Below are 13624 nucleotides of genomic sequence, written 5' to 3'. Positions count from 1 at the left end.
TTCACTCTACTCCTTGTTTAAAAACTCTATCCTACTGGATAATGAATAATCAATAAATTTATCCCCAAACAATAATGTACATCCACCTATCAAATCTTTATCTATTTTCTTTCTAAGTAAAATTTTCTTTCCAAACTTTTTTTCAAGAATAGAAATTAATCTTTTTTCCTGATCTATGTTTAAATTTAGTGAACTACATATCTTCACTTCTAAAATATTCTTATCTTCTAAAAGAATAATCCTATATTGTTCTATTTTTTCTTTGAGGAACTTAATTCTCTTCTTCTCAATTAATACTAATAAAAAGCTCATCAAATCCTCTTCAATTTTATCTTTAAATATCTTTAAAAATAATTCTTTTTTCTCTCTCGTGCTTATTTTAGGGTGATCCAATATTACTTCAACCTCATTACAATTTTCAATATCCTCATTTATATTAATCAATTCATTTAAATACTCTTCTGTTTTCCCCTTTTCTTTTGCAATTTTATATAGAGCTAAAGCATATCTTCTATCCAAAAATTCATACATCAGTTTTTTCCAACCTATTAATAAATGAATCAATAATTTTCTTTTGTGATTCTTCATCAAGAACTTCTTTAAGTACTTTTTTACAAATTTCTGTACTCAAATCCATGCTTATAGATTTTAATCTTTTCTGAAATCTTATTTCTTCATCTTCTAAATTTTTTTTTGCTTTTTCTCTTAATCCCTCAATCTCATCTTTAGTTCTATTCAAAGCTATAGCTCTCTCTTCCATTGCCTTGTCTTTAAATTCTTGAATAATTTTACTTCCTTCCTTTTTTATGTTAAGTTCTTCTTTATAAAGCTTGTTTTTCTCTCCAAGTATTTTCTTATTTTCCTCATCAATTTTTTCAAATTTATCTCTAAGTTCTTCTTTTCTATTATCTAAAAATAATGATAACTTAGAAAAAAATATTTTATTCAAAACAAATAAAAGAATAATAAAATTTGCTAGTGAAATAGCTATTACTTTTAAATTTAATTCAATCATCTTCTAATTCTCCTATACTCCTACAAAAATCAATAATAAGGAAACCAATAAACCATAAATAGCAGTAGCCTCCGATAACGCCCCTCCAATTATAAGCACTTTCAATATTTCACCAGATGCTTCAGGTTGCCTTGCAATTCCTTCAACTGCTTTTGATGTAGCTATACCAGTACCAATTCCTCCTCCAATACATGCTAAAGCTGCTACGCCCGCTCCCAAAGCTCTCATACCTTGCACAAATACTTCTTCCATAAATAGTCCTCCTTTTTTTAATGCTCACAAATAATTTTCATATTTATCATGCTTAATAAAATAAAAATAATAACTTGAAGAGTTCCATCAAATATATCAAAGAACATGTGAAAAGGAATTGGAATTCCAAATGCCACTACAGAAGATATAGATATCAACCCTTCATAGATAATCTCCAATATTAAATATGCTGCAAATATATTTCCAAAAAGTCTTAAACTCAAAGATATTGGTAAAAGTATCCTCTCCATTAGATTTAGTGGGAACATCAAACTCATTGGCTTAAAAAAACCCATTAAATATTCTTTTACACCATTCTTCTTAATTGCATAATATTGTATTAACATAAAATTCATTATACCTAAAGCAAGACACACACTATAATCAGCTGTTGGATTTTTAATTCCAATTAATCCGGTCATATTACATAAAAACAAAAATATACTTAACACTAAAAAATATATTGATAACCCCTTATAACTTTCTCCAATATTTGACTCAACAATACTATTTGCTTTCTCAATAACCATCTCCCAAAAATTTTGATTTTTTCTAGGTATCTTCCTTATTTTTCTTCCAACAATATAAAAATACACTATTAATAACAACATAATCACCCACTGTATGATTATGCTTAAAGGAATATCCATAGCCCCCCCTCCTTACTTCTTTATAGGAAAAAAATTAGATACATGTGGCAAAATTATGAATTGAACAGTAAATCCTAGAAGAAAAACTAGACCACTCTCAAAAGAATTTTTAATTAAGAAAAATCCTATAAAAACAGGTATTGATAATCTTAATAAATATAAACCAATGAATGTGACAGCACTCATATTACCTTTTAAAAGAAAATAGAAATTCGCATAATATCTAATAACACAATTAAATAACGCACATGAAATACCACTAGAAAAATATACTCCATACATGATATCTCCACTTATACTCAAATATATTCCTATAGCTAGAAGCCCAAAAACTATCAAAACAACTTTTTTTCTGCCCTTTATCATTTCAATTCACCTCAATGAAACTATTTTTTTATATTATTTTCCCTTAGGAGATGAGATTTTATACCCCATAAAAAAAATCACGCAGTGCGTGATCTTTTAAAAAGAAATGTAGAATTGAGAATGTAGAATTGAGAATGATGGATGATTCTCACTCTCGTGAGAATCTACATTGTATTGTTCTTTAGGACAAATAAATTCTACTCATTTTATCATTAGATAAAATATTGTATTTAAAGTACAATGTTTCATGCGAATGAAACGAGTAAACCTCTCTTGTCCAGGGAACAATATAATTAAAATTTCTCGAAGAGAAATGTCCAACATTCTCCATTCACCATTCTCCATAAAAAAAAGGCCGCTACATCCGTAGCGACCTTTTATATGTTCGTGTTCTATTCACATTTTTCTAAAATAATTGCTGAACCTAATCCACCACCAATACATAAAGTGGCTAATCCACGTTTAGCGTCTTCTCTTTTCATCATTTCATGAATTAACGTAACAGTTATTCTTGTTCCTGAAGCTCCTATTGGGTGACCTATAGCTATAGCCCCTCCATTTACATTCACTTTTTCCATATCAAATTCTAAATCCTTAGCAACCGCAAGACTCTGAGCTGCAAAAGCCTCATTTGCTTCAATTAGATCAATATCCTGAATATTCATATCTGCCTTCTTTAAAGCTTCTTTAGTTGCACCAACTGGGCCATATCCCATAATTTCTGGATTCAAACCTTTAGAGCCATATGAAACTATTTTAACCATTGGTTCTATGCCTAATTCTTTTGCTTTATCTAAACTCATAACAACAACTGCTGCTGCTCCGTCATTTATTCCTGATGCATTACCAGCAGTAACTGTTCCACCTTTTTTGAAAGCTGGTCTTAACTTACTTAATTTTTCTGCTGTAACTCCACTTCTTGGAAATTCATCTTTATCAAATACTATTGGATCACCTTTTCTTTGAGGTATAGTAATAGGTACTATCTCTTCATTGAAACGATTTTCTGAAATAGCTTTTTCTGCTTTTTGTTGAGATTTAGCTGCAAATTCATCTTGTTCTTCTCTAGTCAAGTTCCACTTTTCAACGATATTTTCTGCTGTAATTCCCATGTGGTAATCATTGAATGCATCCCATAGACCATCATTAATCATTACATCGGTCATCTCAGTATTTCCCATTCTCTGACCCCATCTTGCACTCTTCATAGTATATGGTGCTAAGGACATATTTTCCATTCCACCAGCAATAATAATATCAGCATCTCCACACTTTATCATTTGCGCAGCTAAAGATATTGTTCTTAATCCTGAACCACATACTTTGTTTATTGTCATCGCAGGTACTTCAACAGGTAAACCAGCTTTAACAGCTGCTTGCCTTGCTGTATTCTGACCTAAACCAGCTTGTAATACATTACCCATTAATACTTCATCTACACTTTCTGGTTTAATACCCGCTCTTTTGATAGCCTCGTTAATAACTTTTGCTCCTAACTCTACAGCTGGAACATTTTTTAACGTTCCCCCATAGTTTCCTACAGCTGTTCTAACAGCACTTACAATCACGACTTCCCTCATAATATTTCCTCCTATAAGAAAGTATTATTATACATTTCGCACAATTCACTCAATTCATTATACTTATAAATCAGAAATTATTCAATACAGGGATTGTTAATCTTTTAACACCAAACTTTAACATAGTTAAAGTTATTGTTAAAAAAATATCAAATTTTATGTTAACTTTTTTTATTTTCTTGCGATGATGAATTTTTCCAAATAACTTTCATCAAAATTCGCCTTATTATTAATTCTTAACATGTATTATTTCAAAGAAAGAGATCACATATAGTGACCTCTCCATTTTAATTCTATTCATTTTATATACTATTTTTGTTAAATATTCTATACTACTATCACTTAAACTTAACAATGTTTATAAAATTTTTTTTATTTTTTTTTATTTTCTTTCTCAAATACCCCTAGTTTAAAACAAATTAGAAATATAAAAGACACTATACAAGCAGCAAGGAAATATGCCCTTCTATTACTTAGACTCATAGCTAGTATGGAAAATCCTCCTAAAATACAACTAAACATGTATAATAAAAGAACTACCTTTCTCTGTGATCTACCAGTATCTAATAATCTATGATGTAAATGCCCTTTATCAGCCTCACTTACTGGTCTTCCATTTATTTTTCTTCTTATTATAGCAAAAAGAGTATCATATATTGGTAGCCCAAGTGCTAATATTGGTATAGCAACCGCAAATGTAGCAGCTGATTTTATTGCCCCCATTATTGATGCAGCAGCAAGAATAAATCCTATAAACTGAGCGCCTGCATCTCCTATAAATATTGAAGCTGGATAAAAATTATAAGGTATTATTCCAAGCAAAGCCCCACTTAAAACAGCGGTAACTAGCGCTGCATCATATCTTCCATTTATAATTGCTATTATTAATAAAGTAACTGATGAAATAAATCCAACTCCTGCTGAAAGTCCATCTAATCCATCAATAAAATTAAAAGCATTAGTAATTCCAACTACCCATATTATTGTAAAAGGTATTCCTAATAACCCTATATCTAAGTAAGGTATCGTTCCTGAAAAAGGATTTGTAATAACATTTATTTTAACATTAAAACCTATGAGCACAAGCGCCGCACTCAATTGAAAAAATATTTTTCCCCATGGTTTTAGAGGTTTTAAGTCATCCCATACTCCTCCAATAATAATTATTGTGCCTCCAATAATTACTCCAATCTCTCCAGTTGTTATAACCCCTTCTTTTATGATCATTCCTAATAAAAAAGCAATATATATTGAGACGCCTCCTAATAATGCAATAGGCTTCTTATGTACTCGCCTCTCATCTTTTGGGATGTCTATTGCACCCACGAGATAAGCAAATTTTATCATTACCGGAGTCAAAAATAGCGATATTATTAATGCTACCAGTGAAACCATAAATATATTATTCATTGTTATTCCTCTCTATTCTTCCGTGTTAAGACATATTTAATATTAAATAAATTAATCTTTAATTAATTTATTACACATATGCCTAATATATAGTATCACCATTTATAGAATCATCATTATCAATCCACTCTTGAACCTGAATTATTCTATAGTCTTCTTCACTATTCCTTACTATAACATTTTTTATACCAGCATTAATTATCATTCTCTTACACATCGTACATGAATTTGCATTTTCCACAAGTTTTCCTGTTTGCATATCTTTCCCTACCAAGTATAAATCAGCACCTATCATATCTTTTCTTGAAGCACTAATTATTGCATTTGCTTCTGAGTGAACAGATCTACACAACTCATACTGAGTTCCCCTAGGCACATTCATTTTAACTCTTAAACACTCATCTAAATCACAGCAGTTTTTTCTTCCTCTTGGTGCACCAGTATATCCAGTAGAGATTATTTCATCATTTTTCACAATAATTGAACCATAGTTTCTTCTTAAACAAGTTCCTCTAGCTAAAACTGTTTCAGCTATATCTAAATAATAATTACGTTTATCTTTTCTTTTCACAAACTCCACTCCTTAACCATACTATTTAATCTCGACTCCATAATAAATCTATGTAATCCAATCTTTTACTTATTTAAAAGCTTTCAGCTCTGCTGAAAGATACCATTATTTATTCTCTGTTCTTTATTCTTTATTTTGAATATTTATCTATAAAAATCATATCTTATAAACGTAGTTAATTCAACTAAAATATTTGTGAACAAAAACACCCTCTGCTAAAAACAAATTGATAATGGAGAATTGAGAATGGAGAATGATGGATGTTTCTGCATACGCAGAAACTACATTTTGTTGTTCTTTAGAACAAGGAATTCTTACTCATTTTATCATAGGCTAAAATATTGTAGTTTTCATACAATGTTTCATTACTATATGAAACGAGTAAAGTTTATTGTTCAAGGAGCAATAAGATTAAAATTTCTCGAAGAGAAATGTCAATCATTCTCCATTCTACATTATCAATTCTCCATTACTCTTTTAAATATTTCTTATACAAGAAAAACTCAAGACACTTTAGCGTATCTTGAGTTAATAATTTTTAAAAAGACAGTATTACTTTGTTCCGAAAAGTCTATCCCCAGCATCTCCAAGACCTGGTACAATATATCCTTTTTCATTTAATTCCTCATCTATAGCAGCAACGAAGATATCAACATCAGGGTGTTTCTCTTGAAGTGCTTTTATTCCTTCTGGTGCAGCAACAAGACACATCATTCTAATGTTATTAGCACCTCTCTTTTTAAGAGCATGTATTGCATCTATAGCTGAACCACCAGTTGCTAACATTGGATCTGTAACTATTACTTCTCTCTCTCCAATATCTTGAGGAAGTTTACAGAAATACTCAACTGGTTGAAGAGTTTCTTCGTTTCTATACATTCCAATATGACCAACTTTAGCTGCTGGTATAATCTTAAGCATACCATCAACCATACCTAATCCAGCTCTTAATATTGGTACTATAGCAACCTTCTTACCTGCAAGCATTTTAAACTTTCTTGTTGTAATAGGTGTTTTAATTTCTACTTCTTCAACAGGCATATCTCTTGTTACTTCATATGCCATAAGCATTGCTATTTCACTAGCTAATTCTCTGAAATCCTTTGATCCTGTATTCTCATCTCTCATTATAGATAATTTGTGTTGAATCATTGGGTGTTCAAAATGTGTTACTTTACTCATATTTAACTCCTCCTAAATTTTCTCAAGTTTTGTATTTAAATTATTTCATATATTTCTTTTCAATTTCTGATATTTTATCAATTCTTCTCTGATGTCTACCACCTTCAAACTCAGTATTGATAAAAGTCTTAACTATATCAAGTGCAAGACCTGTTCCAACAACTCTTTCACCCATTGCCAATATATTCGCATTATTATGTTCTCTTGTTGCATGTGCACTGAAAGTATTATGACATAGTGCAGCTCTAACTCCTGGCACTTTATTTGCAGCAATACTAATACCAATTCCTGTACCACAGATAAGTATTCCAAGGTCAAACTCTTTTGCTGCAACACTTTCCGCTACAGGAAGAGCATAATCTGGATAGTCGCAAGAATCTGAACTATCCGTTCCAAAATCCTTTATTTCATGTCCTTCTGATACAAGATAATCAATTATACTTCTTTTTAAATTGATTCCCCCATGATCACTTCCAAGAGCTATTCTCATTTTTCTACCTCCGTTAATTTTCTGAATATTATATTAAATAAAAAAGAAGATAAAAGGAGAAATAATTATTTTCCTTCATCTTCTTTTATTTTCTTAATAAGTTTAATTATCATACCTTTTAATTGGTCAAATGTTTCATTATAAATGTAAACACTACCGCCATAAGGGTCAAAAACATCACTTTCTCCATTAATATAATTTGATAAAGAACAAATTTTTATACTATGCTTCGGATATTCTTTGATTAAAATATTAGCTATTGAAGAAGTCATCGTCAAAACTAAGTCTGCTTCAGATAACATTTCTTCTGTTAATTGAACAGCCTTTCTTTCAGATATATCTTTTTGTAAATTTTGATCAACTACAAGTACAGAATTTTTTGATGCTTTACTTCCATGTACTGTAGCAATTCCAGCAGATGATGCACAATGGTTCTTAAGTTCGTTAATCTCATTAAAAATGCTTTCTGCTATAGGGCTTCTACAAGTATTACCAGTACAAACAAACAAAATCTTCATTGCCATCCTCCTTCTAAACAAATTCTATATCATAACCAGCTGCTTTTTTTAGCCTATTCATCAATGCAAGTCCTATACCCTTTTCTTCAAAACCTTCACTGATAATAATATCTACATCTAACTCATCAAAACTTCTAAGAGTTTCAAATAAATTCTTACTTATCTCTTCTAAGTTTTTATTACTTCCTAATGATATTTTACATTGAACATCATATTCATTAATATGTTCATCACATGTCATAATACCAACTCTTAAATTCGCATCTATATAATTTTGCACTATTTCTTTGATTTTTTCAATAGTTTTTTTCTCTTCTCCACAAATAATTTTCATTTTAGCCTTTGGAGCATAATGTCTATATTTCATCCCTGGTGCTTTAGGCTTAAAATCATCAGTAACATTCTTTAATATGGCCGGATCAATATAAACTTGATCATCAAATTCTTTAATCATATCCAAAGTTATAGCTCCAGGTCTTAATATACATAGCCTATCTCCTGTACAATCTACAATAGTAGACTCTAACCCAATTTCACTTTCATTTCCACCAAGTATAATATCAACCTTTCCATTAAGATCTTCTACACATCTCTTCATTTCAGTTGGACTTGGTTTTCCTGACAAATTAGCTGAAGGCGCAGCTATAGCTCTACCTGACATCTCAATTAATTTAAGAGCCACACTATTTCGAGGCATTCTTATTCCTATTGTATCTAATCCCGCTGAAGTCTCTTTTGGAATTATATCTGCTTTATCTAATATTAAAGTTAATGGACCTGGCCAGAATTTATCTATAAGTTTATATGCCACTTGGGGAATATTTTTAGCATACTCACTAATATCCTTTTTACATACATGCATGATAAGTGGATTATCCTGCGGTCTCCCCTTAGCAATAAAAATCTTCTTCACAGCTTCACTGTTAAGTCCATCTGCGCCTAACCCATATACTGTCTCCGTTGGTAAAACTACCGTTCCCCCTCTATTAATCACGTGTGCAGCTTCCTTTATTTTTTCTAAATCCAAGTTATTCTCATCTAATCTGTACACTTTTGTTTCCAAAAAAATTTCACCCCTAATTCTCTACATTAGTGCCATTCCTGTTATTACACTTCCTAATATTATAATCAATGTATCCTTGATTTTCAACTGTTTAATGTTTCTGAAAATTAACTCTTTAACTACAAGCATGTATATAAATCCTGATGATATTGCACTGAAAACACCAACATAAGGCCTAACCTTACCTCCAAATTTAACACTTATAAGTATTCCCATTATTGCAGGTATAAATATAATCATACTATAAATAATAACTTTAAATTTATTATTTTTTCTATTCTCCTTTAGCGCTTGCTGAAACATTATCATTTCCGGAAAAATATGTAGTAAAAAAACAATTATTATGTTCCAATATCCTTTCCATGCTGTAACACTCAATATGACCCCAAGAGCCATTCCTTCTGGTAATCCATGCGATGCTAAGGCTACCCCTATGGAAATTGCACTAACATGCTTTTTATCAGGTAATACTATGTGTATAAATTCATGCATCAGCTTAAATATTATTCCTCCAATCAGCATAAATACTAACATCCCTACTATACCAATTTCTTTAATAGCCTCTGGAATTATATCCAATGCAACTATAGTCAACAAATTACCTGCTGCAAATAAATAAAAAACTTTTAAATACTTTTCACTCAACGGACTCATTCTAGACAATAATATTGCCATTATCCCTATAGCTGTTAACACAATAAAAATAAACATCAATAAATTCATAAAATCACCTCATTTAATCTTATGAAGTGATTTTATTTGCTATGACCGCAAGGGAAAAGAAATTGAGAATGGATAACTTTAAAAGAAGTGGACAGTTGACAGTGGACAATGTAGATTCTCACTTGCGTGAGAATCTACATTGTATTGTTCTTTAGAACAAGAAGAGTTTACTCATTTTATCTTTGGATAAAATATTGTACCTGTAATAAATATAACTTTCTACTATTCCTGATAGTTCAAGTTTTCTTTTTTAAAATAAAAAGATTATGAATTAAATTTACTTAGGATTAGGCTCATAATGTATCAAAACTTATAAGTATTTACGGACAATCACCTCGCCACCTAAATCCTTATATACTGAAAATCCACTTTTATCATAAATGGTGTATGGTCCATGATAACTACGAGAGTTTGTTTCTCCTGTTCCTGGATATGCTTCTACATATGTATAGCCGTCTAGAGAAGCATCCATACAAACTCGATTTAATAGCTGTGTAGCAATCCCTTTACGACGCATATTGGGTGCGATTGTAAAGCACACAATGGATTTAACTTTTTCAGAACAATCAATACCCTCCCATAATTCAGGACGTTTTTTATTACTTAAACCATCATATGAAGCTTTATCATTTGCATTACACCACCCCACAACTAAGCCTTCCACATAAGCCAAGTAACCTTGTAAAACACCTTTTTGAATGTATTTTATCGCTAGTTCACGGTTAAAACAAGTTCCACCAGCTTCATTATATTTCTTACGTTCGTTTTCTAAAATATCATTCCAATGATACCAAACGCAATAGCATCCATCCCATTCTTGATTATCAGAAAAAGCTACGTTTTCGAAGAAGTTAATATAATCACTTGTCAATTCTGGTACTAGTCTTTTAATTACAATATTCATTTATACCCCCCCTTAAAATACAAATAGACTTAATTTTACTATAAGTCACAATAAATCAAATATATGTAAATTATATAAAATATCAATATGAATTTCAAATACAATGTTTCATCCAAAATGAAACGAGTAAAACCCTATCGTCCAAGGAACAATATAATTAAAATTTCTCGGAGAGAAATGTCAATCATTCTACATTCTACATTATCCATTCTACATTAAAAAAGGCGTCAACGACCGTTGACACCTTTTTATTAGGAAACTCCCATATTCTTCATTTTTTCAGCTTGTTCTGCTGTAATAAGTGCATCTATTACCTCATCACAATCGCCATTAAGGAAATACTCAAGCTTGTATAAAGTAAGTCCTATTCTATGGTCAGTTATTCTTCCTTGAGGATAGTTGTAAGTTCTTATTCTCTCACTTCTATCACCACTACCTACCTGACTCTTTCTGTTATCAGCTATTTCTTTATGTCTAGCTGCTTCTGCTTGCTCAAATAATCTAGCTTTTAACACCTTCATAGCTTTCTCTTTGTTCTTCAACTGAGATTTCTCATCTTGACAAGATACAACTAACCCTGAAGGCAAGTGTGTTATTCTAACAGCTGAGTCAGTAGTATTAACGCACTGTCCACCGTTACCAGATGCTCTAAACACGTCTATTCTTAAATCATTTTGATTTACTTCGATTTCAACATCATCAACTTCTGGTAATACTGCAACCGTTGCTGTAGATGTATGAATTCTTCCACTAGACTCTGTATCTGGAACTCTTTGAACCCTGTGTACTCCACTCTCATACTTAAATTTACTATATGCTCCATTACCCTTTATCATAAATACGATTTCTTTGAAACCTCCAATATCAGTTTCATTCGCACTCATAACTTCAACTTTCCATCTATTCTTCTCTGCATATTTAACATACATTCTAAATAAGTTAGCTGAGAATAATGCCGCTTCGTCTCCACCGGCACCCCCTCTAATTTCTATAAAAACATTCTTTGCATCATTTGGATCTTTTGGTAAAAGTAATATCTTAAGTTCCTCATGTAATCTTACTTCATTCTCCTGTTGCTCTTTAAGATCCTCATTTATCATTTCTCTCATGTCTCTGTCAGTTTCTTCTCTAAGCATTTCTTTATTAGACTCTATTTCTTCTAAAGTGTTTTTATATTCTCTATACTTATTAACTACATTCTCTAATTCAGCATGTTCTTTGCAGAGTTTCTGCCATTCTCTTTGATTTGACATAATAGTTGGATCGCAAATTTTTATGGATAATTCAGCATATTTACTTTCTAGGAAATCTAATCTTTCTAACATGTAAATCACTCCGCTTCTTTTATTTCATATCAAATTATTATATCACATTAACTCATAATAGGTCAAAATTTATAAATATCCAATAACTACTCTGTCATTATCTCCAAGGTCTTTAAAAGTTTCTATATTTTTAAATCCATTTTGGATTAGAATTTCGCTCACACTTTCTTTCTGATTATACCCAATTTCAAATGCTAGCATACCTCCATCCCTAAGCAATTCTTTACTTTGAGATGTTATCTTTCTATAAAATACCAACCCATCTTCTCCACCATCTAACGCAAGATGAGGTTCGTAATCTTTTACATCACTCATTAACTCATCTATAACACTACTTTCAATATATGGCGGATTACTTACTATACAATCAAATTTAATTTCACTCTCAACAAAATTATTCAATAGATCACCCTCTGATATAGTGACCATATTATTTAATCCTAACTTTTCACTATTTATTCTACTTACTTTTAGAGCAATATCTGAAATATCAACAAGTTCCACAGTCTTTATATCTCCATGATGCGCTAGACTTAAACCAATAGCGCCACTACCACAGCACACATCACATACCTGCTCATAGCCCCTACTATTAATTCTTTTTAATACCTCTTCTACTAAAATTTCGGTGTCTGGTCTTGGAATTAAAACACCTTCTTCTACATAAAAATCTAATCCCATAAACTCACATTCTTTAGTTATATATTTAATAGGCTTCATTTCACGCCTTTCTTCAATATAACTAAAGAATAACTCCTGAGTATTCTCATCTAGCTCTATCTCTCTGTTGAGAGTTAAAAAAAGCTTATCTTTTTTTAAAGCATGGGCTAACAATACCTGTGCATCAAGCATGTATGTATCCATATTATTCTCTTTTAATATTTCATATGCTTCTTTTAACGCTTCTGATATTTTCATTAAATTAACTCCTGACTCTTATTTTACTATAATATGACAGTTCCTACATCTAGCTTCATAAGATTCTTGTGCACCAACTAAAACTACTGGATCACTATATCTAGCTGGTTTTCCATTTATTAACCTTTGTGTTCTTGTTGCATTGTTTCCACACACAACACAAATTGCACTAATCTTATCCACCTTTTCAGCAACAGCCAAAAGTCTCGGTATTGGTCCAAAAGGTTCTCCTTTAAAGTCCATATCAAGACCCGCACATATTACTCTTAATCCTTTTGCTGCTAATTCCTCTATAACATCTAGAATATTAATGTCAAAAAATTGAACTTCATCTATTGCAACAACCTTAGTATCATGATCCAATTTCCCCATAACTTCACTACTATCCTTTACTGGCATAGCTTCAACCTTTTCCCCACAATGAGATACTACATCATCTTTACTGTATCTGTCATCTACAGAAGGCTTAAATACTTGTACCTTCATCTTTGCTATTTTTGCTCTTCTAACCCTTCTTATAAGTTCTTCTGATTTTCCACTATACATTGGACCAATAACAACCTCAATCCACCCATGGGATTTAACTCCGAACATTAAAACACCTCCATCAATAAAAAACACTCTATCCGACTCTATAGCATATGCAATAAAAAAAAC

17 protein-coding genes are annotated in these 13624 nt (G+C 31.2%); all 17 read right to left on the bottom strand.

Annotation, left to right across the window (positions count from 1 at the left end):
- Positions 1-6 precede the first annotated feature (6 nt).
- Positions 7-531, bottom strand: a complete 525-nt coding sequence (locus OW730_RS06900) for a F0F1 ATP synthase subunit delta (protein WP_271228330.1) — start codon at positions 529-531, stop codon at positions 7-9.
- The gene (locus OW730_RS06895) at positions 524-1015 is read right to left on the bottom strand and encodes a F0F1 ATP synthase subunit B family protein (RefSeq protein WP_271228329.1); all 492 of its coding nucleotides are present in this window, start codon (positions 1013-1015) and stop codon (positions 524-526) included. Before OW730_RS06895 ends, OW730_RS06900 begins: the two co-directional genes overlap by 8 nt.
- Positions 1016-1027: 12 nt before the next feature.
- Positions 1028-1267 (bottom strand): ATP synthase F0 subunit C, encoded by a 240-nt coding sequence (atpE, locus tag OW730_RS06890; RefSeq protein ID WP_271228328.1) that lies wholly within the window; start codon positions 1265-1267, stop codon positions 1028-1030.
- A gap of 17 nt (positions 1268-1284) precedes the next feature.
- Positions 1285-1917 (bottom strand): F0F1 ATP synthase subunit A, encoded by a 633-nt coding sequence (locus OW730_RS06885; protein ID WP_271228327.1) that lies wholly within the window; start codon positions 1915-1917, stop codon positions 1285-1287.
- A gap of 12 nt (positions 1918-1929) precedes the next feature.
- Complete coding sequence (locus OW730_RS06880; protein ID WP_271228326.1) at positions 1930-2283, bottom strand: hypothetical protein; 354 nt, start codon at positions 2281-2283, stop codon at positions 1930-1932.
- Positions 2284-2675: 392 nt separating this feature from the next.
- The gene (locus OW730_RS06875; RefSeq protein WP_271228325.1) at positions 2676-3863 is read right to left on the bottom strand and encodes an acetyl-CoA C-acetyltransferase; all 1188 of its coding nucleotides are present in this window, start codon (positions 3861-3863) and stop codon (positions 2676-2678) included.
- A gap of 372 nt (positions 3864-4235) precedes the next feature.
- Positions 4236-5273, bottom strand: a complete 1038-nt coding sequence (locus OW730_RS06870) for a glycosyltransferase family 4 protein (RefSeq protein ID WP_271228324.1) — start codon at positions 5271-5273, stop codon at positions 4236-4238.
- A gap of 82 nt (positions 5274-5355) precedes the next feature.
- Positions 5356-5844 carry a deoxycytidylate deaminase gene (locus OW730_RS06865; RefSeq protein WP_271228323.1) on the bottom strand — a complete coding sequence of 163 codons (489 nt, stop codon included), beginning with the start codon at positions 5842-5844 and terminating at the stop codon, positions 5356-5358.
- 552 nt (positions 5845-6396) lie between these two features.
- Positions 6397-7026, bottom strand: a complete 630-nt coding sequence (gene upp / locus OW730_RS06860) for a uracil phosphoribosyltransferase (protein ID WP_271228322.1) — start codon at positions 7024-7026, stop codon at positions 6397-6399.
- 40 nt (positions 7027-7066) lie between these two features.
- Positions 7067-7516: a ribose 5-phosphate isomerase B gene (gene rpiB, locus OW730_RS06855; RefSeq protein ID WP_271228321.1), complete on the bottom strand. Its 450-nt coding sequence runs from the start codon at positions 7514-7516 to the stop codon at positions 7067-7069.
- A 65-nt stretch (positions 7517-7581) separates the two neighbouring features.
- Positions 7582-8034, bottom strand: coding sequence for a low molecular weight protein arginine phosphatase (locus OW730_RS06850; protein WP_271228320.1), 453 nt, complete (start codon positions 8032-8034; stop codon positions 7582-7584).
- A 13-nt stretch (positions 8035-8047) separates the two neighbouring features.
- On the bottom strand, positions 8048-9097 hold the full coding sequence (locus OW730_RS06845) for an L-threonylcarbamoyladenylate synthase (RefSeq protein ID WP_271228319.1): 1050 nt from the start codon (positions 9095-9097) through the stop codon (positions 8048-8050).
- A 21-nt stretch (positions 9098-9118) separates the two neighbouring features.
- Positions 9119-9820 carry a hypothetical protein gene (locus OW730_RS06840; RefSeq protein WP_271228318.1) on the bottom strand — a complete coding sequence of 234 codons (702 nt, stop codon included), beginning with the start codon at positions 9818-9820 and terminating at the stop codon, positions 9119-9121.
- 310 nt (positions 9821-10130) lie between these two features.
- Entirely contained in the window at positions 10131-10724 is a 594-nt protein-coding gene (locus OW730_RS06835; protein WP_271228317.1) for a GNAT family N-acetyltransferase, read from the bottom strand.
- 251 nt (positions 10725-10975) lie between these two features.
- Entirely contained in the window at positions 10976-12049 is a 1074-nt protein-coding gene (prfA, locus tag OW730_RS06830; protein WP_271228316.1) for a peptide chain release factor 1, read from the bottom strand.
- Between the two features lie 69 nt (positions 12050-12118).
- Positions 12119-12967 (bottom strand): peptide chain release factor N(5)-glutamine methyltransferase, encoded by an 849-nt coding sequence (gene prmC / locus OW730_RS06825; RefSeq protein ID WP_271228315.1) that lies wholly within the window; start codon positions 12965-12967, stop codon positions 12119-12121.
- A gap of 18 nt (positions 12968-12985) precedes the next feature.
- A complete protein-coding gene (locus tag OW730_RS06820) occupies positions 12986-13561 on the bottom strand; it encodes a thymidine kinase (RefSeq protein ID WP_271228314.1) in 576 nt (191 codons plus the stop codon).
- Between the last annotated feature and the right edge of the window lie 63 nt (positions 13562-13624).

This window comes from Oceanirhabdus sp. W0125-5, assembly GCF_027938815.1.
In the GTDB taxonomy this organism is placed as follows: domain Bacteria; phylum Bacillota; class Clostridia; order Clostridiales; family Clostridiaceae; genus Oceanirhabdus.
Note: the sequence above shows the minus strand (reverse complement) of the source record. Positions and strands in the feature narration are given on the sequence as shown.

Excerpts from the sequence above, each read along its gene's own strand:
- OW730_RS06900 (WP_271228330.1), bottom strand. The coding sequence starts at position 531 with ATGTATGAATTTTTGGATAGAAGATATGCTTTAGCTCTATATAAAATT.
- OW730_RS06895 (WP_271228329.1), bottom strand. The coding sequence starts at position 1,015 with ATGATTGAATTAAATTTAAAAGTAATAGCTATTTCACTAGCAAATTTT.
- atpE (WP_271228328.1), bottom strand. The coding sequence starts at position 1,267 with ATGGAAGAAGTATTTGTGCAAGGTATGAGAGCTTTGGGAGCGGGCGTA.
- OW730_RS06885 (WP_271228327.1), bottom strand. The coding sequence starts at position 1,917 with ATGGATATTCCTTTAAGCATAATCATACAGTGGGTGATTATGTTGTTA.
- OW730_RS06880 (WP_271228326.1), bottom strand. The coding sequence starts at position 2,283 with ATGATAAAGGGCAGAAAAAAAGTTGTTTTGATAGTTTTTGGGCTTCTA.
- OW730_RS06875 (WP_271228325.1), bottom strand. The coding sequence starts at position 3,863 with ATGAGGGAAGTCGTGATTGTAAGTGCTGTTAGAACAGCTGTAGGAAAC.
- OW730_RS06870 (WP_271228324.1), bottom strand. The coding sequence starts at position 5,273 with ATGAATAATATATTTATGGTTTCACTGGTAGCATTAATAATATCGCTA.
- upp (WP_271228322.1), bottom strand. The coding sequence starts at position 7,026 with ATGAGTAAAGTAACACATTTTGAACACCCAATGATTCAACACAAATTA.
- rpiB (WP_271228321.1), bottom strand. The coding sequence starts at position 7,516 with ATGAGAATAGCTCTTGGAAGTGATCATGGGGGAATCAATTTAAAAAGA.
- OW730_RS06850 (WP_271228320.1), bottom strand. The coding sequence starts at position 8,034 with ATGAAGATTTTGTTTGTTTGTACTGGTAATACTTGTAGAAGCCCTATA.
- OW730_RS06840 (WP_271228318.1), bottom strand. The coding sequence starts at position 9,820 with ATGAATTTATTGATGTTTATTTTTATTGTGTTAACAGCTATAGGGATA.
- OW730_RS06835 (WP_271228317.1), bottom strand. The coding sequence starts at position 10,724 with ATGAATATTGTAATTAAAAGACTAGTACCAGAATTGACAAGTGATTAT.
- prfA (WP_271228316.1), bottom strand. The coding sequence starts at position 12,049 with ATGTTAGAAAGATTAGATTTCCTAGAAAGTAAATATGCTGAATTATCC.
- prmC (WP_271228315.1), bottom strand. The coding sequence starts at position 12,967 with ATGAAAATATCAGAAGCGTTAAAAGAAGCATATGAAATATTAAAAGAG.
- OW730_RS06820 (WP_271228314.1), bottom strand. The coding sequence starts at position 13,561 with ATGTTCGGAGTTAAATCCCATGGGTGGATTGAGGTTGTTATTGGTCCA.